Raw genomic sequence first — 24,447 nt, forward strand, 5'->3', positions numbered from 1 at the left:
TACGGTGACGCCGTGGACCAGCTGCCCCCGTACACCGCCCTGGTGCTGGCCGGTGGTCGCGCGGCCCGGCTGGGCGGGCAGGCCAAGCCGCAGCTCGAGGTCGGCGGGCGCACCATGCTCGCCGCCGTGCTCGGCGCGGTCGCCGACGCCGAGCGGCGCGTCGTGGTGGGTCCGCCGCAGCCGGTGCCCGAGGACGTCGTCGTCGTCCGCGAGCAGCCGCCCGGCGGTGGACCCGTGGCGGCACTGAGTGCGGGACTGCCGGCGGTGGACAGCGACGTGGTCGCCCTGCTGGCCGGGGATCTGCCCTTCCTCTCCGCCGGGCTGGTCGCCCAGCTGCGTGACCGGCTGGCCGGCGACGGCGTCCTGGTCGTCGACGACGGCGGCCGGGACCAGTTCCTGCTGGGTGTGTGGCGGACGGCGTCCCTGCGGGCAGCCCTGCCCGGCGCCGAGGGGCCGACGTCGCTGCGGCGGGTGCTGGCCCCGCTCTCCGTGGACCGGCTCCGCCCGACGGTCCCCCCGGGCACGCCGCCGCCGTGGCTGGACTGCGACACCCCTGCCGATCTCGCCCGGGCCCGCGCGGTAGCCGCCGACCTCGACGGGTAGGGGCCGGTCATGCGCATCGTCATCGCCGGCGCCCACGGCCAGGTCGCCCGTCGGCTCGGCCGCCTGCTGTCCGGCCGCGGGGACACCGTCGTGGGCATCATCCGGAACCCCGACCACGCCGCGGACCTGGAGAGCGACGGCGTCCGGCCCGCGGTCCTCGACCTCGAGTCCACCACCGTGGAGGAGCTCGCGGACGTGGTGCGCGACGCCGACGCCGTCGTGTTCGCCGCCGGTGCGGGCCCGGGCAGCGGAGAGGCCCGCAAGCACACCGTCGACCACGGCGCCGCCGTCCTGCTGGCCGACGCCGCGGAGCGAGCCGGCGTGCGCCCCTACGTGCTCGTCTCGTCCATGGGCGTCGAGCAGGCCCGCGAGGGGACGCCGCAAGGGGTGGACCCGGTGATGGCCGTATACCTGCAGGCCAAGCTGCGCGCCGAGGACGCGGTGCTCCCGCGGGAGGCGCTGTCCACCACGGTTCTGCGACCGGGAGGGCTCACCGACGACCCCGGCACCGGCCGGGTGACCCTGGGCCACGGCATCGGTTACGGCAGCGTGCCCCGGGACGACGTCGCCGCCGTGCTCGTGGCGCTGCTCGACGCCCGGCGCGACGGCGCCGTGGTCGAGCTCGTCGGCGGCGACACCCCGATCGCCGAGGCGGTCCGCGACGCGACGTGATGGAACGGCCAGCTGCAGGGTCCCGCCGCGAGTCTGCGAGCGGTGGGGGGCAGCGGGTCCTTCTTCTAGGAGCGGCGGGCGCGGGTGAGCAGGGCGCGGTCGGCCAGCATGTCGTCGGGCGGGTAGTCGACGCGGACCAGCGTCAGCCCGCCGGCCGGGGCCACCGGTACCTCGCTGGCCCGCTCGTCGCGGGAGAGCAGCCCGGCGGGCCAGTCGGGGGTGCGCCGCCCCTCGCCCACCGCCGTCAGCGCACCCACGAGGCTGCGCACCATCGAGTGGCAGAAGGCGTCGGCCGAGGCGGAGATCGTCACCAGCTCACCGGTGCGGACGACGTCCAGGGCGAGCAGGGTGCGGATGGTCGTGGCGCCCTCGCGGCGGCGGCAGTAGGCGGCGAAGTCGTGCTCGCCCAGCAGCAGCGCCGCCGCCGCTGCCATTGCGCCGGCGTCGAGCGTGCGCGGCCAGGCGACGGTGTCGGCCCGCCGCAGCGGCGGTGGACCCCAGACGGCGTCGGTCAGCCGGTAGACGTAGTGCCGGCCCAGGGCGGCGAACCGGGCGTCGAAGTCCGGATGCGCCTCCACCACTGCGGGGACCGCGATGTCCGGCGGCAGGACCCCCCGGAGCCGCCGCACCAGTCGGTCCCGGTGCTCGTCCCACACCGCGCCCGGGACGTCGCAGTGAGAGACCTGGCCGGTGGCGTGGACGCCCGCGTCGGTGCGCCCGGCGACGGTCAGCTCGACCGGGGTCCGGAGCACGGTCCCGAGGGCCTGCTCGAGGTCTCCCTGGACCGTGCGCTGCGCCGGCTGGCGGGCCCAGCCGTGCAGCGCGGTGCCGTCGTAGCTGACCGACAGACGAAGACGGACGAGCCCGCCACCGGTGTCGGTGACGGGCTCGCCCGGGTGTTCGGTGTTCAGCGTTGTCGCAGCGTCAGCGCGGGTCGGGAGCCGACTCGCCGCCGGGGGCGTGCAGGCTCGCGGTGGCCGCGTCGCCCTGCTCCGCGGCGTTGACCTCGGCCGCGGCCGCATCGGCGAGCTCCGGCGAGATGTTGTCGCCCTCGACGACGACGCCGTTCTCCGCGGTGGGCTGCCGGTCGACGGCGCCGTCGTCCTGGCGCTCGCCGTCGGGGTTGAAGACGTCGGTGACGACCTGCTGGGCCTCGTCGGTGACGCTGCCGTCGGTCACCGCCGGGGAGGTGTCCCCGCCGGGTCCGGTGGTCTCGCCCTCGAAGGTCGCGCCCTGGTCGCCGCCGCCGGCGTTCACACCCGCAGCGCCGGCACCGGGCTCAGGCCCGGTACCCGTGGAGCTGGTCACTTGGCGTCCGTCTCGGGCTCGGCCTCCGCGACGGCCTCGGCCTCGTCGGCGACGACCGCGTCGGCCTCGTCGGGGGCGGCGACCGCGTCGGCCTCGTCCGGAGTGGCGACTGCGTCCGCGTCCGCGGAGTCGTCGGCCAGGGCCGGCTCGACGGCGTCGGCGGTGACCTCACCGGAGGCGGCGGCAGCACCGGCGCCGGTGGCGAACTGCGTGCCACGGGCGCGCTCGGCCTCGCCGACGGCCTGCTGCCCGACGGTCAGCGCCTCGACCAGCTCGATGACGGCCATCGGGGCGTTGTCGCCCTTGCGCGGGCCGACCTTGGTGATGCGGGTGTAGCCGCCCGGCCGGTTCGCGAAGCGCGGACCGATCTCGGCGAAGAGCGTGTGGACGACGTCCTTGTCCCGGATGACGGTCATCACCTGGCGACGGGAGTGCAGGTCACCACGCTTCGCGAAGCTGACCAGCTTCTCGGCGTAGGGGCGCAGCCGCTTGGCCTTGGCCTCGGTGGTCGTGATCCGCCCGTGCTCGAACAGCGACGTGGCCAGGTTGGCCAGCATCAGCCGCTGGTGCGCGGGGGATCCGCCGAGACGGGGACCCTTGGTGGGGGTGGGCATGTCGGTCCTTCCTCAGGCTGCCGGCCGGTGCGAGGGGCGGCTGCGTTCATGGTGACGTGCTGGAGTGGCCCCCTCGCAGGGCCCCGCCGCGAGCGTGCGAGCGGTGGGGGGCGAGGGGGCCCTTCCTCAGAGCTGCTCGGTCTCCTGGTAGGAGCCCTCGTCGTACTGGGGCTGCTGCTCGTAGCCGGGGGCGAACTCGCCGGTGCCCTGGTAGGCGTCGGTCTCGTAGCCCTCGTCGTAGCTCTCGATGGAGGTCGGGATGAATCCGGGCGGGCTGTCCTTGAGGGCCAGGCCCATGGCCGCGAGCTTCATCTTGACCTCGTCGATCGACTTCGCACCGAAGTTGCGGATGTCGAGCAGGTCGGCCTCGGAGCGGGTGACGAGCTCACCGACGGTGTGCACGCCCTCGCGCTTGAGGCAGTTGTAGGACCGGACGGTGAGGTCCATGTCCTCGATCGGCATCGAGAAGTTCGCGATGTCGGCGGCCTCGGCCGGGCTCGGCCCGACCTCGATGCCCTCGGCGTCGACGTTCAGCTCGCGCAGCAGACCGAACAGCTCGACCAGCGTCGACCCGGCCGACGCGATGGCGTCGCGGGGGGCGATGGAGGGCTTGGTCTCGACGTCGACCACGAGGCGGTCGAAGTCGGTGCGCTGCTCGACACGGGTCGCCTCGACGGCGTAGGTGACCTTGAGGACCGGCGAGTAGATCGAGTCGACGGGGATGCGACCGATCTCCTGGCCGGGCTGCTTGTTCTGCGGCGCGGGGACGTAGCCGCGACCGCGCTCGACGACGAGCTCCACCTCGAGGCGGCCCTTGCCGTTGAGCGTGGCGATGTGCAGGTCGGGGTTGTGCACCTCGACACCGGCCGGCGGCGCGATGTCCGCGGCAGTGACCTCACCGGGGCCCTGCTTGCGCAGGTACATGGTCACCGGCTCGTCGGAGTCGGAGCTGACGACCAGGCCTTTGAGGTTGAGGATGAGCTCGGTGACGTCCTCCTTGACGCCCGGCACGGTGGTGAACTCGTGCAGGGTGCCCTCGATGCGGATGCTGGTGACAGCAGCGCCGGGGATCGAGGACAGCAGCGTGCGCCGCAGGGAGTTGCCGAGGGTGTAGCCGAAGCCAGGCTCGAGCGGCTCGATGACGAACCGCGAGCGCATCTCCGAGATGGTCTCCTCGGTGAGCGTGGGGCGCTGTGCGATGAGCATGAGATCTCCTTCAGGTCCTCCGGCGACCGCCATATGACGCCGTGAGGGGTGGTGCCGGCGGGGCGGACATCTGTCCGCCCGCCCCGCCGTCGAACTGCTTACTTGGAGTAGAGCTCCACGATCAGCTGCTCCTGGACCGGGGTGTCGATCACCTGACGGGCCGGGATGTTGTGCACGAGCACGCGCAGCTGGCTGCTGATGACCTCGAGCCACGGGGGCACGGGACGCTCGCCGGCGCGGGCCTGGGCGATCTCGAACGGCAGCATCGTGCGCGACTTCTCGGCCACCTCGACGATGTCGTTCTCGGTCACCCGGTAGGACGGGATGTCGACCTTGCGGCCGTTCACCCGGATGTGGCCGTGGCGCACCAGCTGGCGGGCCATGTCGCGGGACTCGGCGAAGCCGGCCCGGTAGACCACGTTGTCGAGGCGGGACTCCAGGATCTGGAGCAGGACCTCACCGGTCTTGCCGCTCTTGCGGTTGGCCTCTTCGTAGTAACCGCGGAACTGCTTCTCCAGCACGCCGTAGATGCGGCGGGCCTTCTGCTTCTCACGGAGCTGGAGCAGGTACTCGCTGTCCTTGGTGCGGCCGCGGCCGTGCTCGCCCGGCGGGTAGGGCCGGATCTCGATCGGGCACTTCGCGGACTCGCACTTGCTGCCCTTGAGGAACAGCTTCATCTTCTCGCGCCGGCACAGGCGGCAGTCGGCTCCGGTGTAACGGGCCACGTCAAATACTCCTAGATCGTCTCGTCAAGAACCGGTCAGACCCGGCGGCGCTTCTTGGGGCGGCAGCCGTTGTGCGGCTGCGGCGTCACGTCCTGGATCTGCCCGACCTCGAGGCCCGTGGCCTGCAGGGAGCGGATGGCCGTCTCGCGACCGGAGCCAGGGCCCTTCACGAAGACGTCGACCTTGCGCATGCCGTGCTCCTGTGCCTTGCGCGCGGCGTTCTCGGCAGCCATCTGCGCCGCGAACGGCGTGGACTTGCGCGAGCCCTTGAAGCCGACGTGGCCGGCGGAAGCCCAGCTGATCACATTCCCGGCCGGGTCGGTGATCGACACGATCGTGTTGTTGAACGTGCTCTTGATGTGCGCGGCGCCGTGGGCGACGTTCTTCTTCTCCTTGCGGCGGACCTTCTTGGCACCAGCCGCGGTGCGAGCCCTGGGAGGCATGTCTCTCCGGTTCCTTCAGTTGCTGTGGCCTGGGGGTGCTGCCGCGAGGCAGCGCACGCCGGGTGCTGTCACTCCCGCCCTCACGGGTCGCTGTGACGGCACGTCGACGTGCTGTGGATCAGCGAGCCTTCTTCTTGCCCGCGATGGTCTTGCGCGGGCCCTTGCTCGAGCGCGCGTTGGTCTTGGTGCGCTGGCCGTGGACGGGGAGCCCACGACGGTGACGCAGCCCCTGGTAGCAGCCGATCTCCACCTTGCGGCGGATGTCGGCGGCCACCTCGCGGCGCAGGTCACCCTCGACGCGGAAGTGCTCGTCGATGTAGTCACGGAGCTTCAGCAGGTCCTCGTCGCCGAGGTCCTTGACGCGCAGGTCCGGGCTGACGCCCGTCGCGGCCAGGGTCTCCTTGGCGTGGGTCTTGCCGATGCCGTAGATGTAGGTGAGCGCGACCTCCAACCGCTTCTCGCGGGGAAGGTCGACGCCTGCCAGTCGTGCCATGTTCAGGTACTCCCTCAGCCCTGGCGCTGCTTGTGCCGGGCGTTGTCGCAGATGACCATGACCCGGCCGTGCCGGCGGATCACCTTGCACTTGTCACAGATCTTCTTCACCGACGGCTGGACCTTCACCGGTGCCGCCCCTCATTCCTCGATCGTGTGCCGGCCGCGTCTCTGCCGGTGGGCAGTCGCTGGCCGAGCGGTTACTTGTAGCGGTAGACGATGCGACCGCGCGTCAGGTCGTAGGGCGAGAGCTCCACGACCACGCGGTCCTCGGGCAGGATGCGGATGTAGTGCTGACGCATCTTGCCGCTGATGTGGGCGAGCACCCGGTGCCCGTTCTGCAGTTCGACCCGGAACATCGCGTTGGGCAGCGGCTCGACGACGCGACCCTCGACCTCGATGGCCCCGTCTTTCTTCGCCATGCCCTACACGCACTCCTTGACTCGGTGGTACTCGTACCTCGCTCCTGCGCCCACGGGTGGACCCGGGGCGACGAGCTCGGTGATTGCAGAACAGGTGGTGCAGGCGCTGTCGCAGAGGGCGTTCCCCGTCACGCGGCCACAGCACGACGAAAGAACGGCGCTAGCGCCACAGGGAATCGTACCTGACGACACACCAGCCACCAACCGGCCCCCGTGAGGGGTGGGACACCCCGGCCGGGGAGGCCTAGCTGCGGGCGGTGACGCCGAAGGGCGCCAGTCCCGCGACGCCACCGTCCTCGGCCGTCAGGACCCAGGGACCCTCGGGCGTGATGGCGACGGTGTGCTCGAAGTGGGCGGCCCGGGAGCCGTCCTTGGTGACGACGGTCCAGCCGTCGTCCAGCTCGACGGTGGACGGGTCCCCCACCGTCACCATCGGCTCGATCGCCAGCGCGAGCCCGGGCACCAGCTTGGGCCCGCGGCCTGCACGCCCGTAGTTCAGGATGTGCGGGTCCTGGTGCATCTCGGTGCCGATGCCGTGCCCGCCGTAGTTGTCGACGATCCCGTAGGGGTGCGCGTGCGCCCGGATCGACTCCTCGACCGCCGCACTGATGTCGGTGAGCCGGCCGCCCGCGACGGCGCGCGCGAGCCCGGCCCACATCGAGCGCTCGGTGACCTCCAGCAGCGCGGCGTCCTCCGGTGAGGGCTCCCCCACCGTCACGGTGACCGCGGAGTCACTGTGCCACCCCTGCAGGACCGCGCCGCAGTCGATGGAGATGTTGTCCCCCTCGGCCAGCGTGCGGCCGGGGTCGGGGATGCCGTGGACGACCTCGTCGTTGATGGACGCGCAGATCGTCCCGGTGAAGCCGTGGTAGCCCAGGAAGTTCGACACGGCGCCCCGGGACCGGATGTGGTCGGCCGCGATGGCGTCGAGCTCACCGGTGGTGACACCGGGCCGGACGGCGGCCTTGACCGCGGCCAGCGCACCGGCCGTCACGAGCCCGGAGGCGCGCATGAGCTCGAGCTCCTGCGCCGTCTTGATCTGGATCATCCGTCCACTCCACTTCGCCAGCAGCGGCACCCGGGCCAGCAGCGCCTCGCGACGGTCGCCGTGCACTGCCGGCCTCCCTCAGGCGCCGGCCGGCGCCGCGCTCGGGTCCTCGGGGTCGACACCGAGCGCCCGCAGCGCCCGGGCCGTGACCTCTTCCACGGAGCCGATCGCGTCGATCCGGGAGAGCAGCCCCACGGTCTCGTAGAACCCCGAGAGCGGCGCGGTCTGTTCCCGGTAGACCTCCAGGCGGTGCCGGACGGTCTCGGGCTTGTCGTCGTCGCGCTGGACCATCTGCCCGTCGACGAGCATGCGCCGGCCGGAGAGGCGCCGGACCAGCTCCTCCTCCTCGACGACCAGCTCGAGCACCCGGTCCAGGCCGTGGCCGAGGTCGGCGAGGGACTCGGCCAGCTGCTCGGCCTGCGCGATGGTGCGCGGGAAGCCGTCGAGCAGGAAGCCGGCCTTGGCGTCGGGCTCGGCCAGCCGGTCCTTGACCATGGCGACGGTGATCTCGTCGGGGACGAGATCACCCGCGTCCATGAAGACCTTGGCCTTGAGGCCGAGCTCGGTCTGCCCGCTGACGTTCGCCCGGAAGATGTCCCCGGTGGAGATCGCCGGGACGGCGAGGCGGCCTGCGATGAACTGCGCCTGGGTGCCCTTGCCCGCTCCGGGGGGCCCCAGCAGGACGATGCGCACTACTTCAGGAACCCTTCGTAGTTGCGCTGGTTCAACTGCGTCTCGATCTGCTTCACCGTCTCCAACCCCACTCCGACCATGATCAGCACTGCGGTCCCGCCGAACGGGAAGTTCTGGTTCTGGCCCTCCTGCGTCACCGCGAGGAAGAAGTTCGGCAGCACGGCGACGATCCCGAGGTAGAGCGCACCCGGGAGCGTGATGCGGGACAGCACGTACTGCAGGTACTCGGCCGTCGGACGGCCCGGGCGGATGCCCGGGATGAAGCCGCCGTAGCGCTTCATGTCGTCCGCGCGCTCCTCGGGGTTGAACGTGATCGACACGTAGAAGTACGTGAAGAAGACGATCAGCGCGAAGTAGAGCGCGACGTGCACGGGGCTGCTCTGGTCGATGATGTAGTTCTCGAAGAACTGGCGGACCGAGCCCGTCTCGTCACCCTGCAGCTGGCTGATCAGCTGCGGCAGGTACAGCAGCGACGACGCGAAGATGACCGGGATGACGCCGGCCTGGTTGACCTTCAGCGGCAGGTAGGTCGACGTCCCGCCGTACATGCGGCGGCCGACCATCCGCTTGGCGTATTGGACGGGGATGCGCCGCTGCGCCTGTTCGACGTAGACGACCGCGCCGATGATGAGGACCGCGAAGGCGCACACCACCGTGAAGACGAGGACGCCGCGGGTCTGCAGGATCGAGCCGCCCTCGGCCGGGATGCGGGCCGCGATCGAGGTGAAGATCAGCACGGACATGCCGTTGCCGATCCCCTTCTCGGTCAGCAGCTCGCCGAGCCACATGATCAGCGCCGTGCCGGCCGTCAGAGCGACGACCAGGACGATCGTCGTCCACACGGAGTCCGAGGGGATGATCGGCTCGGAGCAGCCCGGGAACAGCTGGCCGCTGCGGGCCAGGGCGATGATGCCGGTGCTCTGCAGGACCGCCAGGGCGATCGTCAGGTAGCGCGTGTACTGGGTCAGCTTGGCCTGACCCGACTGGCCTTCCTTCTTCAACTGCTCGAAGCGCGGGATGACCACGACCAGCAGCTGCACGATGATGCTCGCGGTGATGTACGGCATGATGCCGAGCGCGAACACCGACAGGCGCAGGAGCGCGCCGCCGGAGAAGAGGTTGACCAGCGAGTAGATGTCGCGCTGGGAGCCGGCCTCGGCGAGCTCGAGGCAGTTGTTGATCGCCTCGACCGACACCCCTGGTCCCGGCACCTGGGCACCCAGCCGGTAGACGGCGATGATCGCCAGGGAGAACAGCAGCTTGCGCCGGAGATCTGGCGTCCGGAACGCCGCGGCGAACGCCTGCAGCACGAGCCCTCCCCTTATCGGTCGAGTGAGGTTAGCAACCCGTCCGCCAGCGGTCGCGCAGGGCGGACAGGAGAAGGCCCCCCTGCGATCCCCGCCGCGGGCGTGGCGCGCGGCGGGAGCAGGGGGGCCCTCCTGATCAGATGCGGGTGGTGCTGCCCCCGGCCGCGCCGATCTTCTCGGCCGCGGCCGAGGAGAAGGCGTGGGCCGAGACGTCGACCTTGACGCCGCCGAGCTCGCCGGTGCCCAGCACCTTCACCGGCTGGTTGCGGCGGACCGCACCGGCCTCGGCGAGGGTGTCCGGGTTGACCGTCCCGCCCTGCGGGAAGAGCGCGGCGATCCGGTCGAGGTTGACGACCTGGAAGACGATCTTGTTCGGGGGCTTGAAGCCCGAGAGCTTGGGCAGCCGCATGTGCAGCGGGGTCTGCCCACCCTCGAACCGGGCGTGCGTGTTGCCACGCGCGCCGGTGCCCTTGGTGCCGCGACCGGCGGTCTTGCCCTTGGAGCCCTCACCACGACCCACGCGGGTCTTGGCGGTGTGGGCGCCCGGGGCGGGACGCAGGTGGTGGACCTTCAGTGTCATAGCGAGTCGTTCCTCAGACTTCTTCGACGGTGACCAGGTGCGGCACCGTCGCGACCATCCCGCGGATCTCGGGACGGTCCTCCTGGACGACCGAGTCGTGGATCCGCTTGAGGCCCAGCGAACGCAGCGTCTGGCGCTGGTTGGGCTTCGTGCCGATACCGGACTTGATCTGGGTGACCTTCAGCTGCGCCATCTCAGACTCCCTGGCCCGCACGGGCACGGAGCATGGCCGCCGGGGCGACGTCCTCCAGGGGCAGACCGCGGCGGGCCGCGATCTCCTCGGGACGGACGAGGTCCTTCAGGGCCTGCATCGTGGCGTGCACGATGTTGATCGGGTTCGAGGACCCGAGGCTCTTCGAGAGCACGTCGTGGATGCCGGCGCACTCGAGGACGGCGCGCACCGGACCACCGGCGATGACACCGGTACCGGGGCTGGCCGGCTTGAGCAGCACGACTCCGGCCGCCGCCTCACCCTGCACCGGGTGCGGGATGGTGCTGGCGATGCGCGGCACGTTGTAGAAGTGCTTCTTGGCCTCCTCGACGCCCTTGGCGATCGCCGCGGGCACCTCCTTGGCCTTGCCGTAGCCGACGCCGACCTTGCCGTCACCGTCGCCCACGATCACCAGGGCGGTGAAGCTGAAGCGACGACCACCCTTGACGACCTTGGACACGCGGTTGATGGCGACCACGCGCTCGATGTAGTTGCTCTTCTCGGCGGGTGCGCCGCCGGGGCCACGCCCGCCGTCACGACGGTCGCGGCGGTCGTTGCCGCCACCGGCACCGCCCGCGCCACCGGCACCGCCGGCGCCGCCGCCGCGTCGCTGTGGTCCTGGCATCAGAGGTCCCTCTCGATCTGCTGGTTCGTGCTGCTGGTGGGGGTGGTCATCAGAAGTCCAGCCCACCCTCGCGGGCACCGTCGGCCAGGGCGGCGATGCGCCCGGCGTACCGGTTGCCACCGCGGTCGAAGACGACCGCGGAGATGCCGGCGGCCTTCGCCCGCTCCGCCACCAGGGCACCCACCTGACGGGCCAGGGCGGACTTGTCGCCCTCGGCACCCTTCAGGCTCGCGTCCATCGTGGAGGCACTGACCACGGTGCGGCCGAGGGTGTCGTCGACGACCTGCACGTGGATGTGGCGCGAGCTGCGCTTGACCACCAGGCGCGGACGCTCGGCGGTACCGGAGACCCGCTTGCGCAGCCTGTTGTGGCGACGCAGCCGCGATACGCGGCGCGCCGTGCTGATGTCGGTTCCGACGGGCTTGTGGACCCGAGCGGCCTTCTCTGCCTGAGCCATCACTTACCCGTCTTCCCGACCTTGCGCTTGACGACCTCGCCCTGATACCGCACGCCCTTGCCCTTGTACGGGTCGGGCTTGCGGATCTTGCGGATCTTGGCTGCGACCTCACCCACGAGCTGCTTGTCGATGCCCGTGACCCGCAGACGGGTCGGCGCCTCGACGGCGAAGGTGATGCCGTCCGGTGCCTTGACCGGCACCGGGTGGCTGAAGCCCAGGGCGAACTCGAGGTCCGAGCCGCGCGCCTGGACGCGGTAGCCGACGCCGACGATCTCGAGGGTCTTGGTGTACCCCTCGGTGACGCCGGTGATCATGTTGGCGATCAGCGTCCGCGAGAGCCCGTGGAGGGCGCGGTTCTGTCGCTCGTCGTTGGGGCGCTGCACCCGCAGCGTGCCGTCCTCGTCGCGCTCGACGGTGATCGGCGAGGCGACCGTGTGGCTGAGTTCGCCCTTGGGTCCCTTCACGCTGACCGTCTGGCCGTCGATCGTGACGTCCACGCCACCGGGCACGGCGATCGGGAGTCGTCCGATCCGTGACATCTTCGCTCGCTCCCTTACCAGACGTAGGCGAGGACTTCCCCACCCACGCCCTTCTTGTTCGCCTGCTTGTCGGTGAGCAGCCCGGTGGACGTGGAGATGATCGCCACGCCCAGGCCGCCGAGCACCTTGGGCAGTCCGGTGGACTTCGCGTAGACCCGGAGACCGGGCTTGGACACGCGCTTGACGCCGGCGATGCTGCGCTCGCGGTTGGGGCCGTACTTCAGGTCGACCACCAGCTGCTTGAAGGTGCTGCCGTCCTTCTCCACCTCGTCGACGCGCCAGCCGGCGATGTAGCCCTCCTGCTGGAGGATCTCGGCGATGTGCGTCTTGAGCTTGGAGGACGGCATGACCGCGGCGTCGTGGTACGCCTGGTTGGCGTTCCGCAGACGCGTCAGCATGTCCGCGATCGGGTCGGTCATCGTCATGTCGGGTGTTGCCTCTCTCGCCGCGGTTCCTCATGCGCCGGGTCTCGGGGACTTGGCGCTGGGCCTCTCGGCGATCAGTGGTGCTTGGTGGGATGGAACGGCCTGGCTGCCGGAACCCGCGGCGCGCGGAGCGTGTCGTGGGGAGCAGCCTGGTCCTTCTGTTACCAGGAGCTCTTCTTCACGCCCGGGAGCTCCCCGGCGTGCGCCATCTCCCGCAGGCAGATCCGGCACAGGCCGAACTTGCGGAACACCGAGTGCGGACGTCCGCACCGCTGGCAGCGGGTGTAGCCACGGACCGCGAACTTCGGCTTGCGGGCCGCCTTGTTGACTAGCGCCTTCTTGGCCATTGCTTCTCTCCTGCCCGACTCAGCGGACGGTCTGGACGACGGGCTGGCCGGCGAAGGGGAAGCCGAGCTGGCGGAGCAGCTCGCGACCCTCCTCGTCGGTGGTGGCGGTGGTGACCAGCGTGATGTCCATGCCGCGCTGCCGGTCGATCTTGTCGACGTCGATCTCGCGGAACATCGACTGCTCGTTCAGCCCGAACGTGTAGTTGCCGTGGCCGTCGAACTGCTTGGCGTTCAGGCCGCGGAAGTCACGGATGCGGGGCAGGGCCAGCGACAGCAGGCGGTCGAGGAACTCCCACATGCGGTCGCCGCGGAGGGTGACCTTGGCGCCGATCGGCATGCCCTCGCGCAGCTTGAACTGCGCGATGGACTTGCGCGCCCGGACGACGGCCGGCTTCTGGCCGGTGATGGCGGTGAGGTCGCGGACCGCGCCGTCCATCAGCTTGGCGTCACGGGTGGCCTCGCCGACGCCCATGTTGACCACGATCTTGGTCAGGCGCGGGATCTGCATGACGTTCTCGTAGCCGAACTCCGACTGCAGCGTCGGGGCGATGTTCTCGCGGTAGTTGGCGAGCATGCGGGGCAGCTCGCGGGAGGGTGCGCTCATGATCAGAGGTCCTTACCGGTGCGCCGCGAGACCCGGATGTTGCGGCCTTCCTCGTCCTTGCGGTAGCCGACCCGGGTCGGCTTGTCCTCGGAGTCGACCACCATCACGTTGCTCACGTGGATGGGAGCCTCCTGCGTGACGATCCCGCCCTGCTGGGCGCCGCGCTGGTTCGAGCTGATGCGGGTGTGCTTCTTGACCCGCCCGACGCCCTCGACCAGGACCTTCTGGAGCTTGGGGTAGGCAGCGATGACGCGGCCCTTGGCGCCCTTGTCCTTGCCCGCGAGCACGAGGACGGTGTCGCCCTTCTTGACCTTCATGGACGGCGTCTTGCCGTTGCTGGTGGCAGCCATGTTCACAGCACCTCCGGGGCGAGCGAGATGATCCGCATGAAGCGCTTGTCGCGCAGTTCCCGGCCGACGGGCCCGAAGATGCGGGTCCCGCGCGGGTCGCCGCTGTCGCGGATGATGACCGCGGCGTTCTCGTCGAAGCGGATGTAGGACCCGTCCGGACGGCGGCGCTCCTTGACGGTGCGGACGATGACGGCCTTGACGACGTCACCCTTCTTCACACCGGCACCGGGCAGCGCGTCCTTCACGGTGGCGACGATGATGTCGCCGATGCCCGCGTAGCGTCGCCCCGAGCCACCGAGCACCCGGATGCAGAGGATCTCCTTCGCACCGGTGTTGTCGGCGACACGCAGTCGCGACTCCTGCTGGATCACGTGCTACTCCCAAATACTTGTGGTGACAGCCGGGCCGGAACGGTGAACCGGCTGTCCGGCACTCGTGCGGGCGCACCGGCGGCTGAGCCGCCGGTGCGCACCGTCGCACGGGTACCGGGATGTGGCGCGCCGCCCTCGGGACAGCGGTGAGGTGCGCGCCAGTGGTCCAGGGTACTCCTACCCCCACGGCCCCGGAGGGCCGCCTCTTACTTGGCCTTCTCGACGACCGAGACGAGCCGCCACCGCTTGGTGGCCGACATCGGCCGGGTCTCCATGATCTGCACGCGGTCGCCGATGCCGGCTTCCCCCTGCTCGTCGTGGACCTTGAGCTTGGTCGTGCGCCGGATGACCTTGCCGTAGAGCGCGTGCTTCACGCGGTCCTCGACCTCGACGACGATGGTCTTCTCCATCTTGTCGCTGACCACGAGGCCCTCGCGGACCTTGCGGTACCCGCGACCGGCCAGGCCGGGGCCCGACGCTTCCTGGGTCTCGCTCATGCCACACCCTCGTTCGGGGCGACCGAGAGACCCAGCTCGCGCTCGCGCATGATCGTGTAGATCCGGGCGATGTCGCGGCGGACGGTCTGCAGTCGCCGGTTGTTGTCCAGCTGGCCGGTGGCCACCTGGAAGCGCAGGTTGAACAGTTCTTCCTTGTGCTCACGCAGCCGCGAGGCGAGCTCGTCGACGGAGAGCTCGCGCAGCTCGGGAGCGGTCAGACCTGCGGCCATCACACTTCTCCTTCTCGCGTGATGAAGCGGCACTTCATCGGCAGCTTGTGGATCGCGCGGCGCATGGCCTCGCGGGCCACGGGCTCGGCGACACCGGACAGCTCGAACAGCACGCGGCCGGGCTTGACGTTGGCCACCCACCACTCGGGCGAGCCCTTGCCGGAACCCATGCGGGTCTCGGCCGGCTTCTTGGTCAGCGGACGGTCCGGGTAGATCGAGATCCACACCTTTCCGCCACGCTTGATGTGCCGGGTCATCGCGATACGAGCGGACTCGATCTGACGGTTGGTCACGTAGGCGGGCTCGAGGGCCTGGATCGCGAACTCACCGAAGTTGATCTCGGTCCCGCCCTTGGCCTTGCCCGACCGGCTCGGGTGGTGCTGCTTGCGGTGCTTGACGCGCCGTGGGATGAGCATGGCTCAGCTCTCCGTGTTCTCGGTCGTCTCGGCCGCGACGGTCTCGGCGGCAGCGGTGGCCTCCGGGCCGGCGACCTCGGCGACGGTCGTCTCCGGAGCGACGTCGCCGGAGGTGACGGCGACGGTGCTCTCGGCGGTGTCTGCGGTGCTGGTCCCCGGCCCACCCGTCGAGGACTCCACCGCAGCGCGGCCGGCCTCGGTGCCACCGGCGGTCGTGCCGGAGGAGCCCGAACGACGGGGGCGCTGGGGGCGCTCGCGGCGCTGGCCCTGACGCTCGGCGAGCGCCTCGAGGGCGGCACGCTCGGCGCGCGAACCGCTCACGTCACCCTTGTAGATCCACACCTTGACGCCGATGCGGCCGAAGGTGGTGCGGGCCTCGTAGATGCCGTAGTCGATGTTGGCCCGCAGCGTGTGCAGCGGGACGCGACCCTCGCGGTAGAACTCCGAGCGGCTCATCTCGGTGCCGCCGAGGCGACCCGAGCACTGCACGCGGATCCCCTTGACCTGCGGGCTGCGCTGCGCCGACTGCATGGCCTTGCGCATGGCACGGCGGAAGCTGACGCGGGAGGACAGCTGCTCCGCCACGCCCTGGGCGACCAGCTGCGCGTCGGACTCGGGGTTCTTGACCTCGAGGATGTTCAGCTGCACCTGCTTGCCGGTGAGCTTCTCCAGCTCGCCGCGGATGCGGTCGGCCTCGGCGCCGCGGCGGCCGATGACGATGCCCGGACGCGCGGTGTGGATGTCGACGCGAACCCGGTCACGGGTGCGCTCGATCTCCACCTTGGAGATGCCGGCCCGCTCCATGCCCTTGGACATGAGCTTGCGGATCGCGACGTCTTCCTTGACGTAGTCCTTGTACAGCTTGTCCGCGTACCACCGGGACTTGTAGTCGGTGGTGATCCCGAGTCGGAACCCGTGCGGGTTGACCTTCTGACCCACTAGCGGGTCCCTCCCCTCGTGTTGTTCTGCTGGGTGGCCGGGCCGGTCATGCCGGTCTCCCGGCGCGCCTTGCGCGACTTCTGCGCGAGGACGTCGCTGGTGGCGACCTCGCTCACCTCGATGGTGATGTGGCTGGTCCGCTTGTTGATGCGGAACGCCCGGCCCTGCGCACGCGGACGGATCCGCTTGAGCGTCGGGCCCTCGTCGACGTAGGCAGCGCTGACGACCAGGGCGGCCGGGTCGAGCTGCAGGTTGTGCTCGGCGTTGGCGACCGCGCTGGCGACCACCTTCGCCACCGGCTCGCTGGCGCTCTGCGGGGCGTAGCGCAGCAGCGCCAGCGCCTCGTCGGTCGGCAGGTAGCGGACCAGGTCCACCACCCGGCGCGCCTTCATGGGGGTCACGCGGACGAACCGGGCGGTAGCCCGGGCGACCGGTGCCTCCTGTCCCAACTGGGAAGTCATCGAAATCTCTCTCTACCTGGTCAGCCCCGCCGCGAGCGGCGGTCGTCCTTGATGTGCCCACGGAACGTGCGCGTGGGAGCGAACTCGCCGAGCTTGTGCCCGACCATCGCCTCGGTCACGAACACCGGGACGTGCTTGCGGCCGTCGTGCACCGCGAGGGTGTGACCCAGCATGTCCGGGATGATCGTCGAACGACGTGACCAGGTGCGGATCACGTTCTTGGTGCCCTTCTCGTTCTGGGCGTCCACCTTCTTGAGCAGGTGGTCGTCGACGAACGGGCCCTTCTTCAGGCTGCGTGGCATGTCTGTCGGCTCCTATCCCGCTCAGCGCTTCTTGTTGGCGCGCCGGCGGCGCACGATCAGGGCGTCACTGGCCTTCCGCTTGCGCGTCCGGCCTTCCGGCTTGCCCTTGGGGTTCACCGGGTGGCGTCCACCGGAGGTCTTTCCCTCACCACCACCGTGCGGGTGGTCGACCGGGTTCATGGCGACACCGCGGACGGTCGGGCGCTTGCCCTTCCACCGCATGCGGCCGGCCTTGCCCCAGTTGATGTTCGACTGCTCGGCGTTGCCCACCTCGCCGACGGTGGCGCGGCAGCGCACGTCGACGTTGCGGATCTCGCCCGACGGCATGCGCAGCTGGGCGAACCGGCCCTCGCGGGCGACCAGCTGGACGCTGGTGCCTGCAGACCGGGCGATCTTCGCGCCGCCACCGGGGCGGAGCTCGATGGCGTGAACCACCGTGCCGACCGGGATGTTCCGCAGCGGCAGGTTGTTGCCCGGCTTGATGTCGGCCGCGGGGCCGCACTCGACCGTGTCGCCCTGCTTCAGGCGGGCCGGGGCGATGATGTACCGCTTCTCCCCGTCGGCGAAGTGCAGCAGCGCGATGCGCGACGTGCGGTTCGGGTCGTACTCGATGTGCGCGACCTTGGCCGGAACGCCGTCCTTGTCCGCCCGGCGGAAGTCGATCAGCCGGTAGGCACGCTTGTGACCGCCGCCCTGGTGGCGAGCGGTGACCTTGCCGTGGACGTTGCGTCCACCGCGGCCGTGCAGCGGCCGGACCAGCGACTTCTCGGGATGGTCGCGGGTGACCTCGGCGAAGTCGGCGACGCTGGAGCCGCGGCGGCCCGGCGTCGTCGGCTTGTACTTACGGATAGCCATTGCTGACTCAGTCCCTGTCTATATCTCTGGTCCGTGTAGGTCCGGGTGCCGTCAGGCGCCCGGGCCCCCGAAGATCTCGATGCGGTCGCCGGGAGCGACGGAGACGATGGCGCGCTTGGTGTCCTTGCGCTTGCCCATCTGCGTGCCCCGGCTGCGCTTGCGCTTGCCCTGGCGGTTGATCGTGTTCACGCCGAGGACCTTCACGTTGAAGATCTGCTCGACCGCGATCTTGATCTGCGTCTTGTTGGCCTCGGGCAGCACGATGAACGTGTACTGGTTGCTGTCGAGCAGCCCGTAGCTCTTCTCGGAGATGACCGGGGAGAGCAGGACGTCCCGGGGGTCGCGGACGCTCATGCCTTCTCCTCGGTGGTCTCTTCGACGGTGCCCTCGCCTGCGGCGGGAGCGATGGACGGGATGCCACCCGGGATCTCGCGGGTGGCGAGGTCGGGCAGGTCGGCGCCGGAGCGCTTGCCCTTGGCCGGCCCGGCCACGTACTCGGCGAGCGCCGCCTCGGTGAAGACGACCTCGTCGGACACCAGCACGTCGTACGTGTTGAGCTGGCCGGCCTCGATCAGGTGCACCTGCGGCAGGTTGCGCAGGCTCACCCAGTTGAGGACGTCGTCGTGGTCGAGGACCACGAGGACCCGCTTCGCGGAGGTGATCGCGTTCAGCGTCGCCAGCGCGGACTTGGTCCGGGGGGCGTCGCCGTCGACGAACGCCGACACGACGTGGACCCGGCCCTCGCGCGCCCGGTCGGAGAGGGCACCGCGCAGGGCGGCAGCCTTCATCTTCTTGGGCGTCTTCTTGGTGTAGTCGCGCGGCACCGGGCCGTGGGCGACGCCACCACCGGAGAACTGCGGCGAGCGCAGGGAGCCCTGGCGGGCACGACCGGTGCCCTTCTGGCGGTACGGCTTGGCGCCGGTACCGCTGACCTGGGCACGCGTCTTGGTCGAGTGCGTGCCCTGGCGGGCCGCGGCCAGCTGGGCCACGACGACCTGGTGCATCAGCGAGACGTTCGCGTCGGCGTCGAAGAGCGCACCGGGCAGCGTCACGCTGCCGGTGGTCTCCCCCGCCGGGGTGCGCACGTCGACCTGGCGGTCGGTGCGCGTCTCGGTCGACCCTGCCGTTGTAGATGCGGTCACTTGGAGTCACTCCCCACGGGGCCGCCCTTGACGGCCGAACGGACGAGCAGGAGCCCGCCCTTCGGACCGGGGATGGCGCCCTTGATCAGCAGCAGTCCGCGCTCGGCGTCCACCTTGTGGACGACCAGGGACAGCGTCGTCGTCTTCACGTGGCCCATGCGGCCGGCCATCTTGAGGCCCTTGAACACGCGACCGGGGGTCGACGCGCCACCGATGGATCCGGGGTGGCGGTGCTTGCGCTTCACGCCGTGTCCGGCGCCGAGGCCCTTGAAGCCGTGACGCTTCATGACACCGGCGGTGCCCTTGCCCTTGCTGGTGCCGATGACGTCGACCTTGGCCACGCCGTCGAAGACGTCCGTGGTCAGCTCCTGGCCGACCGTGTACTGGCCGGCGTCCGAGGTGCGGAGTTCCACCAGGTGCCGCCGCGGCGTCACGCCCGCCTTGGTGAAGTGCCCGCCCTCGGGACGGTTCACCTTGCGCGGGTCGATCTCACCGAAGCCGAGCTGGACGGCCGAGTAGCCGTCGACCTCGGGGGTGCGCACCTGGGTCACCACACACGGGCCCGCCTTGACGACGGTCACCGGCACGAGGCGGTTGTTCTCGTCGAAAACCTGGGTCATCCCCAGCTTCTCGCCGAGGAGACCGCGAAATGTGCTCGCCATGTCTGCTGACTGCCCTTACTGAATGTTGACGTCGACCGAGGCCGGCAGGTCGATGCGCATGAGCGCGTCCACCGTCTTCGGCGTCGGGTCGAGGATGTCGATGAGCCGCTTGTGCGTGCGCATCTCGAAGTGCTCGAACGAGTCCTTGTACTTGTGCGGCGAGCGGATCACCGCGTACACGTTCTTCTCCGTCGGCAGCGGCACCGGGCCGACCACTCGTGCTCCGGTCTTCGTGACCGTCTCCACGATGCGTCGCGCCGAGGCATCGATCGCCTCGTGGTCGTAGGCCTTCAACCGGATGCGGATCTTCTGTCCCGCCATCGCTGTCTTCTGCTCCTGCCGATCGGTTGTGAAAGTTCGAGTGGGTCTGCTGACCCGGGGTGGGTCCGGGGACCCGTCGGGTCCGGGGACCCGGTGGTGGGCGGCGGCCGGCTCGCGGCCACCGCCCACCAGGGGTACTACTTGTTGATCTTGACGACCCGGCCGGCACCCACGGTGCGTCCACCCTCACGGATGGCGAACTTGAGGCCCTCCTCCATGGCGATGGGCTGGATGAGCTCCACCGTCATCTCGGTGTTGTCGCCGGGCATGACCATCTCGGTGCCCGAGGGCAGGGTCACGACACCGGTGACGTCCGTCGTCCGGAAGTAGAACTGGGGACGGTAGTTGTTGAAGAACGGCGTGTGACGGCCACCCTCGTCCTTCGAGAGGATGTAGACCGAACCCTCGAAGTTGGTGTGCGGGGTGATCGAGCCGGGCTTCACGACGACCTGGCCGCGCTCCACGTCCTCGCGCTTGATGCCGCGGAGGAGCAGACCGACGTTGTCACCGGCCTGGCCCTGGTCGAGCAGCTTGCGGAACATCTCGACGCCGGTGACCGTGGTCTTCGTCGAGTTCTCGCGGATACCGACGATCTCGATCTCCTCGGAGACCTTGACGATGCCACGCTCGACGCGGCCGGTGACGACCGTGCCACGACCGGTGATGGTGAAGACGTCCTCGACGGGCATGAGGAACGGCTTGTCGATGTCGCGCTCCGGCTCCGGGATCGCGGTGTCGACGGCGTTCATCAGCTCCATGAGCTTGTCGCCCCACTCCGCGTCGCCCTCGAGGGCCTTGAGCGCGGACACGCGGACCACGGGGACGTCGTCGCCCGGGAACTCGTACTCGCTGAGGAGCTCGCGGACCTCGAGCTCGACGAGCTCCAGGATCTCCTCGTCGTCCACCATGTCGGCCTTGTTCAGGGCCACCACGATGTAGGGGACGCCGACCTGGCGGGCCAGGAGGACGTGCTCCTTGGTCTGCGGCATCGGGCCGTCGGTCGCCGCGACCACGAGGATCGCGCCGTCCATCTGGGCGGCACCGGTGATCATGTTCTTGATGTAGTCGGCGTGCCCGGGGCAGTCGACGTGCGCGTAGTGGCGAGCCTCGGTCTGGTACTCGACGTGCGCGATCGAGATCGTGATGCCGCGGGCCTTCTCCTCGGGCGCCTTGTCGATCTGGTCGAAGGCGGACGCCTCGTTGAGGTCCGGGTACTTGTCGTGCAGGACCTTGGTGATCGCCGCGGTCAGCGTCGTCTTCCCATGGTCGATGTGCCCGATGGTGCCGATGTTGACGTGCGGCTTGGTCCGCTCGAACTTGGCCTTGGCCACTGGGTTCCTCTCCTCGTGGTTACGCAGGTGGTGCGTGCTCTGGGGTTTCGGGCGGGGCCCGCCGGCCGCGGGCTGGGCCCGCGACCGGTCTGGCGACTACTCGCCGGTCGCCTTGGCGATGATCTCCTTGGCGACGTTGGCCGGGACCTCGGCGTACGAGTCGAAGACCATCGAGTAGCTCGCCCGTCCCTGGGTGCGGCTGCGCAGGTCGCCCACGTAGCCGAACATCTCCGACAGCGGGACCAGGGCCTTGACGATGCGGGCGCCGGAGCGCTCCTCCATCGCCTGGATGGTGCCGCGGCGGGAGTTGAGGTCGCCGATGACGTCACCCATGTTGTCCTCGGGCGTCGTCACCTCGACCGCCATGAGCGGCTCCAGCAGGGCCGGGCTGGCCTTGCGCGCCGCCTCCTTGAAGGCGATCGATCCGGCGATCTTGAAGGCCATCTCCGAGGAGTCGACCTCGTGGTACTGCCCGTCGAGGAGCGACGCCTTGACGCCGACCATCGGGTACCCGGCCAGGACGCCGTACTGCATGGCGTCCTGCATGCCCTGGTCGACCGAGGGGATGTACTCCTTCGGGATGCGACCACCGGTGACCTTGTTCTCGAACTCGTAGGTCGCCGAGTCGGCGCTCATCTCGAGCGGCTCCAGGGCGATCTGCACCTTCGCGAACTGGCCGGACCCACCGGTCTGCTTCTTGTGCGTGTAGTCGTAGCGCTCGACGGCCTTGCGGAGCGTCTCGCGGTAGGCGACCTGCGGCTTGCCGACGTTGGCCTCGACGTTGAACTCGCGGCGCATGCGGTCGACGAGGATCTCCAGGTGGAGCTCGCCCATACCGGAGATGACCGTCTGGCCGGTCTCCTCGTCCAGCTTGACCTGGAAGGTCGGGTCCTCCTCGGCCAGCTTCTGGATCGCGGTGCCCAGCTTCTCCTGGTCGCTCTTGGTCTTCGGCTCGATGGCGACCGAGATGACCGGAGCGGGGAAGGACATCGACTCGAGGATGACCGGGTTCTGCGGGTCGCAGAGGGTGTCACCCGTCGTCGTCTGCTTGAGGCCGTTGACCGCCACGATCTGACCCGCACCCACGCCGGCGCGCTCTTCGCGCTTGTTGGCGTGCATCTGGTAGATCTTGCCGATCCGCTCCTTGCGGTCCTTGGTGCTGTTCAGCACCGCGGTGCCCGCGTCGAGCCGGCCCGAGTACACGCGGACGTACGTCAGCTTGCCCAGGTGCTGGTCGGTCTGGATCTTGAAGGCCAGGGCCGAGAACGGCTCGTCCTCGTCGGCGTGCCGCAGGACCTCGGTCTCGCCGTCGAGCGCGGTGCCGACGATGGCCTCGATGTCCAGCGGGCTGGGCAGGTAGTCCACGACCGCGTCGAGCAGGGGCTGCACGCCCTTGTTCTTGAACGCGGTTCCGGTGAGGACCGGGTTGACCTGTCCGCCGATGGTGGCCTTGCGGATGGCCGCCTTCAGGCGGTCGACCGCGATCTCCTCGCCACCGAGGTAGTCCTCCATGAGCGAGTCGTCGAAGTCCGCGATGTTCTCGAGCAGCTTCTCGCGGTACTCCGCGGCCTGGTCGGCGAGCTCGGCCGGGATCTCCTCGACGGCGTAGTCCTCGCCCATCTTGGTCTCACCGCGCCAGGTGAGCGCGCGCATCTCGACCAGGTCGACGACACCGATGAAGTCGGCCTCGGCACCGATCGGGAGCTGCAGGACCAGCGGGTTGGCGGCCAGCCGCTCGACCATCATGTCGACGCAACGGAAGAAGTCTGCGCCGGTGCGGTCGAGCTTGTTGACGAAGCACATGCGCGGGACGCCGTACTTCTCGGCCTGCCGCCACACCTGCTCGGTCTGCGGCTCGACGCCCGCGACACCGTCGTAGACCGCGACGGCACCGTCGAGCACGCGGAGCGAGCGCTCCACCTCGACGGTGAAGTCGACGTGCCCCGGGGTGTCGATGATGTTGATGTCGTGGCCGTTCCAGGAGCACTTCGTCGCGGCCGACGTGATGGTGATGCCGCGCTCCTGCTCCTGCTCCATCCAGTCCATGGTGGCTGCGCCGTCGTGGACCTCACCGATCTTGTACGTGATACCGGTGTAGAAGAGGATGCGCTCGGTGGTCGTCGTCTTGCCGGCGTCGATGTGCGCCATGATCCCGATGTTGCGGGTCTTGCGGAGCTGGGCCTCGTTGCTGGCCATTGCTTCCCCTCTTGGTTCTTGTCCGTGTGCGGGTTACCGGGCAGCTCTCGTGAAGCGTCCCCGGGAGTCCCGCCGACGGCGGGCGCTGGTGCCCTGCGTTACCAGCGGTAGTGCGCGAAGGCCTTGTTCGCTTCGGCCATCTTGTGCGTGTCCTCGCGCCGCTTGACGGCGGCACCGAGGCCGTTGCTCGCGTCGAGCAGCTCGTTCATGAGGCGCTCGGTCATCGTCTTCTCGCGACGGGCCCGGCTGTACTGGATGAGCCAGCGGAGGCCGAGCGTCGTGCTGCGGGAGGCGCGGACCTCGACCGGGACCTGGTAGGTCGCGCCACCGACACGGCGGCTGCGGACCTCGAGGCTCGGCTTGACGTTGTCCAGCGCGCGCTTGAGCGTGACGACCGGGTCGGTGTCGTTCTTGGCGCGGGCGCCCTCGAGGGCGCCGTAGACGATCGCCTCGGCGATCGAACGCTTGCCGTCGACGAGCACCTTGTTGACCAGCTGGGTGACCAGCTGCGACTGGTAGACCGGGTCGATGACCAGCGGCCGCTTCGGCGCGGGGCCCTTGCGAGGCATTAGCTCTTCTCCTTCTTGGCGCCGTAGCGGCTGCGGGCCTGCTTGCGGCCGCGGACGGCCTGCGTGTCCAGCGAGCCGCGGATGATCTTGTAGCGCACGCCCGGCAGGTCCTTCACACGACCGCCACGCACGAGCACCATCGAGTGCTCCTGCAGGTTGTGGCCGACGCCGGGGATGTAGGCGGTGACCTCGACCCCACTGGTGAGGCGGACGCGGGCGACCTTGCGCAGCGCCGAGTTCGGCTTCTTCGGCGTCGTCGTGTACACGCGCGTGCAGACTCCGCGGCGCTGGGGCGAACCCTTCAGCGCCGGAGTCTTGGTCTTCTCGACCTTGTCCTCGCGGCCCTTGCGGACCAGCTGGTTGATCGTGGGCATGGGTGGCCTGGATCTCCTACCTGCGCTGGGTGGTGCTTGCGATTCGAGCTGATGTCGTGGTCCTGCTGGTCGTGCGCGGGTGCCGGACCCCCGGAGGAGATCCACCCGGA

General features: G+C 69.8%; 39 protein-coding genes. 2 read left to right on the forward strand and 37 right to left on the reverse strand.

The window, feature by feature from the left end; genetic code table 11:
• Positions 1-12 precede the first annotated feature (12 nt).
• Complete coding sequence (gene mobA / locus BLS70_RS16200; protein ID WP_091770102.1) at positions 13-603, forward strand: molybdenum cofactor guanylyltransferase; 591 nt, start codon at positions 13-15, stop codon at positions 601-603.
• A 9-nt stretch (positions 604-612) separates the two neighbouring features.
• Complete coding sequence (locus BLS70_RS16205) at positions 613-1,275, forward strand: SDR family oxidoreductase (protein ID WP_091770104.1); 663 nt, start codon at positions 613-615, stop codon at positions 1,273-1,275.
• A 65-nt stretch (positions 1,276-1,340) separates the two neighbouring features.
• Here the strand turns inward: BLS70_RS16205 and truA are convergent, their stop codons facing one another.
• The 37 genes from truA to rpsL all read right to left on the reverse strand — a co-directional run bounded on the left by truA (position 1,341) and on the right by rpsL (position 24,337).
• Positions 1,341-2,186: a tRNA pseudouridine(38-40) synthase TruA gene (gene truA, locus BLS70_RS16210; RefSeq protein WP_255362536.1), complete on the reverse strand. Its 846-nt coding sequence runs from the start codon at positions 2,184-2,186 to the stop codon at positions 1,341-1,343.
• Between the two features lie 13 nt (positions 2,187-2,199).
• Positions 2,200-2,583: a hypothetical protein gene (locus BLS70_RS16215; RefSeq protein ID WP_091770108.1), complete on the reverse strand. Its 384-nt coding sequence runs from the start codon at positions 2,581-2,583 to the stop codon at positions 2,200-2,202.
• Positions 2,580-3,197, reverse strand: coding sequence for a 50S ribosomal protein L17 (gene rplQ, locus BLS70_RS21525; RefSeq protein WP_091770110.1), 618 nt, complete (start codon positions 3,195-3,197; stop codon positions 2,580-2,582). Before rplQ ends, BLS70_RS16215 begins: the two co-directional genes overlap by 4 nt.
• Positions 3,198-3,323: 126 nt before the next feature.
• Positions 3,324-4,403 carry a DNA-directed RNA polymerase subunit alpha gene (locus BLS70_RS16225; RefSeq protein WP_091770112.1) on the reverse strand — a complete coding sequence of 360 codons (1,080 nt, stop codon included), beginning with the start codon at positions 4,401-4,403 and terminating at the stop codon, positions 3,324-3,326.
• Between the two features lie 98 nt (positions 4,404-4,501).
• Positions 4,502-5,128, reverse strand: coding sequence for a 30S ribosomal protein S4 (gene rpsD / locus BLS70_RS16230; protein ID WP_091770115.1), 627 nt, complete (start codon positions 5,126-5,128; stop codon positions 4,502-4,504).
• Positions 5,129-5,163: 35 nt separating this feature from the next.
• Positions 5,164-5,571: a 30S ribosomal protein S11 gene (gene rpsK, locus BLS70_RS16235; RefSeq protein WP_040338531.1), complete on the reverse strand. Its 408-nt coding sequence runs from the start codon at positions 5,569-5,571 to the stop codon at positions 5,164-5,166.
• Between the two features lie 118 nt (positions 5,572-5,689).
• The gene (gene rpsM / locus BLS70_RS16240; RefSeq protein WP_091770117.1) at positions 5,690-6,064 is read right to left on the reverse strand and encodes a 30S ribosomal protein S13; all 375 of its coding nucleotides are present in this window, start codon (positions 6,062-6,064) and stop codon (positions 5,690-5,692) included.
• A 14-nt stretch (positions 6,065-6,078) separates the two neighbouring features.
• Positions 6,079-6,192, reverse strand: a complete 114-nt coding sequence (gene rpmJ, locus BLS70_RS16245; RefSeq protein WP_012950458.1) for a 50S ribosomal protein L36 — start codon at positions 6,190-6,192, stop codon at positions 6,079-6,081.
• A 71-nt stretch (positions 6,193-6,263) separates the two neighbouring features.
• On the reverse strand, positions 6,264-6,485 hold the full coding sequence (gene infA / locus BLS70_RS16250; RefSeq protein ID WP_012950459.1) for a translation initiation factor IF-1: 222 nt from the start codon (positions 6,483-6,485) through the stop codon (positions 6,264-6,266).
• Between the two features lie 244 nt (positions 6,486-6,729).
• Complete coding sequence (gene map, locus BLS70_RS16255; RefSeq protein ID WP_255362524.1) at positions 6,730-7,599, reverse strand: type I methionyl aminopeptidase; 870 nt, start codon at positions 7,597-7,599, stop codon at positions 6,730-6,732.
• Between the two features lie 12 nt (positions 7,600-7,611).
• A complete protein-coding gene (locus BLS70_RS16260; protein WP_091770119.1) occupies positions 7,612-8,226 on the reverse strand; it encodes an adenylate kinase in 615 nt (204 codons plus the stop codon).
• Positions 8,226-9,536: a preprotein translocase subunit SecY gene (gene secY / locus BLS70_RS16265; protein ID WP_091770120.1), complete on the reverse strand. Its 1,311-nt coding sequence runs from the start codon at positions 9,534-9,536 to the stop codon at positions 8,226-8,228. The genes BLS70_RS16260 and secY overlap by 1 nt, the downstream gene beginning before the upstream one ends.
• 133 nt (positions 9,537-9,669) lie before the next feature.
• Positions 9,670-10,113 carry a 50S ribosomal protein L15 gene (rplO, locus tag BLS70_RS16270; RefSeq protein WP_091770122.1) on the reverse strand — a complete coding sequence of 148 codons (444 nt, stop codon included), beginning with the start codon at positions 10,111-10,113 and terminating at the stop codon, positions 9,670-9,672.
• Positions 10,114-10,126: 13 nt separating this feature from the next.
• Entirely contained in the window at positions 10,127-10,306 is a 180-nt protein-coding gene (rpmD, locus tag BLS70_RS16275; protein ID WP_091770124.1) for a 50S ribosomal protein L30, read from the reverse strand.
• Between the two features lies 1 nt (position 10,307).
• Positions 10,308-10,949 (reverse strand): 30S ribosomal protein S5, encoded by a 642-nt coding sequence (gene rpsE / locus BLS70_RS16280; protein WP_091770126.1) that lies wholly within the window; start codon positions 10,947-10,949, stop codon positions 10,308-10,310.
• 49 nt (positions 10,950-10,998) lie between these two features.
• Positions 10,999-11,406: a 50S ribosomal protein L18 gene (gene rplR / locus BLS70_RS16285; RefSeq protein WP_091770128.1), complete on the reverse strand. Its 408-nt coding sequence runs from the start codon at positions 11,404-11,406 to the stop codon at positions 10,999-11,001.
• Complete coding sequence (rplF, locus tag BLS70_RS16290; protein WP_091770130.1) at positions 11,406-11,945, reverse strand: 50S ribosomal protein L6; 540 nt, start codon at positions 11,943-11,945, stop codon at positions 11,406-11,408. The genes rplR and rplF overlap by 1 nt, the downstream gene beginning before the upstream one ends.
• A gap of 14 nt (positions 11,946-11,959) precedes the next feature.
• Positions 11,960-12,370: a 30S ribosomal protein S8 gene (gene rpsH / locus BLS70_RS16295; protein ID WP_091770132.1), complete on the reverse strand. Its 411-nt coding sequence runs from the start codon at positions 12,368-12,370 to the stop codon at positions 11,960-11,962.
• 161 nt (positions 12,371-12,531) lie between these two features.
• Entirely contained in the window at positions 12,532-12,717 is a 186-nt protein-coding gene (locus BLS70_RS16300) for a type Z 30S ribosomal protein S14 (RefSeq protein ID WP_091770134.1), read from the reverse strand.
• Between the two features lie 19 nt (positions 12,718-12,736).
• On the reverse strand, positions 12,737-13,321 hold the full coding sequence (gene rplE, locus BLS70_RS16305; protein WP_091770136.1) for a 50S ribosomal protein L5: 585 nt from the start codon (positions 13,319-13,321) through the stop codon (positions 12,737-12,739).
• 2 nt (positions 13,322-13,323) lie between these two features.
• Entirely contained in the window at positions 13,324-13,671 is a 348-nt protein-coding gene (gene rplX / locus BLS70_RS16310; RefSeq protein ID WP_439645391.1) for a 50S ribosomal protein L24, read from the reverse strand.
• A gap of 2 nt (positions 13,672-13,673) precedes the next feature.
• Entirely contained in the window at positions 13,674-14,042 is a 369-nt protein-coding gene (gene rplN / locus BLS70_RS16315; protein WP_091770139.1) for a 50S ribosomal protein L14, read from the reverse strand.
• A gap of 206 nt (positions 14,043-14,248) precedes the next feature.
• Positions 14,249-14,539, reverse strand: a complete 291-nt coding sequence (gene rpsQ / locus BLS70_RS16320) for a 30S ribosomal protein S17 (protein WP_091770141.1) — start codon at positions 14,537-14,539, stop codon at positions 14,249-14,251.
• Positions 14,536-14,769, reverse strand: coding sequence for a 50S ribosomal protein L29 (rpmC, locus tag BLS70_RS16325; RefSeq protein ID WP_029340041.1), 234 nt, complete (start codon positions 14,767-14,769; stop codon positions 14,536-14,538). The genes rpsQ and rpmC overlap by 4 nt, the downstream gene beginning before the upstream one ends.
• Positions 14,769-15,185 carry a 50S ribosomal protein L16 gene (gene rplP / locus BLS70_RS16330; RefSeq protein ID WP_091770143.1) on the reverse strand — a complete coding sequence of 139 codons (417 nt, stop codon included), beginning with the start codon at positions 15,183-15,185 and terminating at the stop codon, positions 14,769-14,771. Before rplP ends, rpmC begins: the two co-directional genes overlap by 1 nt.
• Positions 15,186-15,188: 3 nt before the next feature.
• A complete protein-coding gene (rpsC, locus tag BLS70_RS16335) occupies positions 15,189-16,124 on the reverse strand; it encodes a 30S ribosomal protein S3 (RefSeq protein ID WP_091770145.1) in 936 nt (311 codons plus the stop codon).
• Entirely contained in the window at positions 16,124-16,585 is a 462-nt protein-coding gene (gene rplV, locus BLS70_RS16340; RefSeq protein WP_091770147.1) for a 50S ribosomal protein L22, read from the reverse strand. The genes rpsC and rplV overlap by 1 nt, the downstream gene beginning before the upstream one ends.
• A gap of 20 nt (positions 16,586-16,605) precedes the next feature.
• Positions 16,606-16,887, reverse strand: a complete 282-nt coding sequence (gene rpsS, locus BLS70_RS16345; RefSeq protein ID WP_029340037.1) for a 30S ribosomal protein S19 — start codon at positions 16,885-16,887, stop codon at positions 16,606-16,608.
• A 21-nt stretch (positions 16,888-16,908) separates the two neighbouring features.
• On the reverse strand, positions 16,909-17,742 hold the full coding sequence (gene rplB, locus BLS70_RS16350; protein ID WP_091770149.1) for a 50S ribosomal protein L2: 834 nt from the start codon (positions 17,740-17,742) through the stop codon (positions 16,909-16,911).
• Positions 17,743-17,793: 51 nt separating this feature from the next.
• Positions 17,794-18,096: a 50S ribosomal protein L23 gene (gene rplW, locus BLS70_RS16355; protein ID WP_091770151.1), complete on the reverse strand. Its 303-nt coding sequence runs from the start codon at positions 18,094-18,096 to the stop codon at positions 17,794-17,796.
• A complete protein-coding gene (gene rplD / locus BLS70_RS16360) occupies positions 18,093-18,884 on the reverse strand; it encodes a 50S ribosomal protein L4 (protein WP_091770155.1) in 792 nt (263 codons plus the stop codon). Before rplD ends, rplW begins: the two co-directional genes overlap by 4 nt.
• Entirely contained in the window at positions 18,881-19,546 is a 666-nt protein-coding gene (rplC, locus tag BLS70_RS16365) for a 50S ribosomal protein L3 (protein ID WP_091770157.1), read from the reverse strand. Before rplC ends, rplD begins: the two co-directional genes overlap by 4 nt.
• Before the next feature lie 15 nt (positions 19,547-19,561).
• Complete coding sequence (rpsJ, locus tag BLS70_RS16370; RefSeq protein WP_014377994.1) at positions 19,562-19,867, reverse strand: 30S ribosomal protein S10; 306 nt, start codon at positions 19,865-19,867, stop codon at positions 19,562-19,564.
• 137 nt (positions 19,868-20,004) lie between these two features.
• On the reverse strand, positions 20,005-21,198 hold the full coding sequence (gene tuf / locus BLS70_RS16375) for an elongation factor Tu (RefSeq protein WP_091770159.1): 1,194 nt from the start codon (positions 21,196-21,198) through the stop codon (positions 20,005-20,007).
• Positions 21,199-21,294: 96 nt separating this feature from the next.
• On the reverse strand, positions 21,295-23,394 hold the full coding sequence (gene fusA, locus BLS70_RS16380) for an elongation factor G (RefSeq protein WP_091770161.1): 2,100 nt from the start codon (positions 23,392-23,394) through the stop codon (positions 21,295-21,297).
• A gap of 98 nt (positions 23,395-23,492) precedes the next feature.
• Positions 23,493-23,963 (reverse strand): 30S ribosomal protein S7, encoded by a 471-nt coding sequence (rpsG, locus tag BLS70_RS16385; RefSeq protein ID WP_091770163.1) that lies wholly within the window; start codon positions 23,961-23,963, stop codon positions 23,493-23,495.
• Positions 23,963-24,337 (reverse strand): 30S ribosomal protein S12, encoded by a 375-nt coding sequence (rpsL, locus tag BLS70_RS16390; protein ID WP_029340027.1) that lies wholly within the window; start codon positions 24,335-24,337, stop codon positions 23,963-23,965. The genes rpsG and rpsL overlap by 1 nt, the downstream gene beginning before the upstream one ends.
• Positions 24,338-24,447 lie beyond the last annotated feature (110 nt).

Origin of the sequence: Blastococcus aurantiacus (assembly GCF_900102425.1) — a bacterium.
GTDB lineage: Bacteria > Actinomycetota > Actinomycetes > Mycobacteriales > Geodermatophilaceae > Blastococcus > Blastococcus aurantiacus.

Bases quoted from the DNA above. Each gene is read 5' to 3' on its own strand.
- rplC (WP_091770157.1), bottom strand. From the start codon at position 19,546: ATGGCGAGCACATTTCGCGGTCTCCTCGGCGAGAAGCTGGGGATGACC.
- rplB (WP_091770149.1), bottom strand. From the start codon at position 17,742: ATGGCTATCCGTAAGTACAAGCCGACGACGCCGGGCCGCCGCGGCTCC.
- rpsL (WP_029340027.1), bottom strand. From the start codon at position 24,337: ATGCCCACGATCAACCAGCTGGTCCGCAAGGGCCGCGAGGACAAGGTC.
- fusA (WP_091770161.1), bottom strand. From the start codon at position 23,394: ATGGCCAGCAACGAGGCCCAGCTCCGCAAGACCCGCAACATCGGGATC.
- rplW (WP_091770151.1), bottom strand. From the start codon at position 18,096: ATGAGCGTCCGCGACCCCCGGGACGTCCTGCTCTCCCCGGTCATCTCC.
- rplE (WP_091770136.1), bottom strand. From the start codon at position 13,321: ATGAGCGCACCCTCCCGCGAGCTGCCCCGCATGCTCGCCAACTACCGC.
- rpsS (WP_029340037.1), bottom strand. From the start codon at position 16,887: ATGCCACGCAGCCTGAAGAAGGGCCCGTTCGTCGACGACCACCTGCTC.
- rplX (WP_439645391.1), bottom strand. From the start codon at position 13,671: ATGGCTGCCACCAGCAACGGCAAGACGCCGTCCATGAAGGTCAAGAAG.
- rpsH (WP_091770132.1), bottom strand. From the start codon at position 12,370: ATGACGATGACCGACCCGATCGCGGACATGCTGACGCGTCTGCGGAAC.
- rpsG (WP_091770163.1), bottom strand. From the start codon at position 23,963: ATGCCTCGCAAGGGCCCCGCGCCGAAGCGGCCGCTGGTCATCGACCCG.
- BLS70_RS16225 (WP_091770112.1), bottom strand. From the start codon at position 4,403: ATGCTCATCGCACAGCGCCCCACGCTCACCGAGGAGACCATCTCGGAG.
- rplR (WP_091770128.1), bottom strand. From the start codon at position 11,406: ATGGCTCAGGCAGAGAAGGCCGCTCGGGTCCACAAGCCCGTCGGAACC.
- rpsK (WP_040338531.1), bottom strand. From the start codon at position 5,571: ATGCCTCCCAGGGCTCGCACCGCGGCTGGTGCCAAGAAGGTCCGCCGC.
- rpmD (WP_091770124.1), bottom strand. From the start codon at position 10,306: ATGGCGCAGCTGAAGGTCACCCAGATCAAGTCCGGTATCGGCACGAAG.
- rplF (WP_091770130.1), bottom strand. From the start codon at position 11,945: ATGTCACGGATCGGACGACTCCCGATCGCCGTGCCCGGTGGCGTGGAC.
- rplO (WP_091770122.1), bottom strand. From the start codon at position 10,113: ATGACACTGAAGGTCCACCACCTGCGTCCCGCCCCGGGCGCCCACACC.
- BLS70_RS16205 (WP_091770104.1), top strand. From the start codon at position 613: ATGCGCATCGTCATCGCCGGCGCCCACGGCCAGGTCGCCCGTCGGCTC.
- rpsQ (WP_091770141.1), bottom strand. From the start codon at position 14,539: ATGAGCGAGACCCAGGAAGCGTCGGGCCCCGGCCTGGCCGGTCGCGGG.
- rpsM (WP_091770117.1), bottom strand. From the start codon at position 6,064: ATGGCACGACTGGCAGGCGTCGACCTTCCCCGCGAGAAGCGGTTGGAG.
- rplP (WP_091770143.1), bottom strand. From the start codon at position 15,185: ATGCTCATCCCACGGCGCGTCAAGCACCGCAAGCAGCACCACCCGAGC.
- rpsE (WP_091770126.1), bottom strand. From the start codon at position 10,949: ATGCCAGGACCACAGCGACGCGGCGGCGGCGCCGGCGGTGCCGGTGGC.
- rplV (WP_091770147.1), bottom strand. From the start codon at position 16,585: ATGACTTCCCAGTTGGGACAGGAGGCACCGGTCGCCCGGGCTACCGCC.
- rpmC (WP_029340041.1), bottom strand. From the start codon at position 14,769: ATGGCCGCAGGTCTGACCGCTCCCGAGCTGCGCGAGCTCTCCGTCGAC.
- rplQ (WP_091770110.1), bottom strand. From the start codon at position 3,197: ATGCCCACCCCCACCAAGGGTCCCCGTCTCGGCGGATCCCCCGCGCAC.
- rpsJ (WP_014377994.1), bottom strand. From the start codon at position 19,867: ATGGCGGGACAGAAGATCCGCATCCGGTTGAAGGCCTACGACCACGAG.
- infA (WP_012950459.1), bottom strand. From the start codon at position 6,485: ATGGCGAAGAAAGACGGGGCCATCGAGGTCGAGGGTCGCGTCGTCGAG.
- BLS70_RS16300 (WP_091770134.1), bottom strand. From the start codon at position 12,717: ATGGCCAAGAAGGCGCTAGTCAACAAGGCGGCCCGCAAGCCGAAGTTC.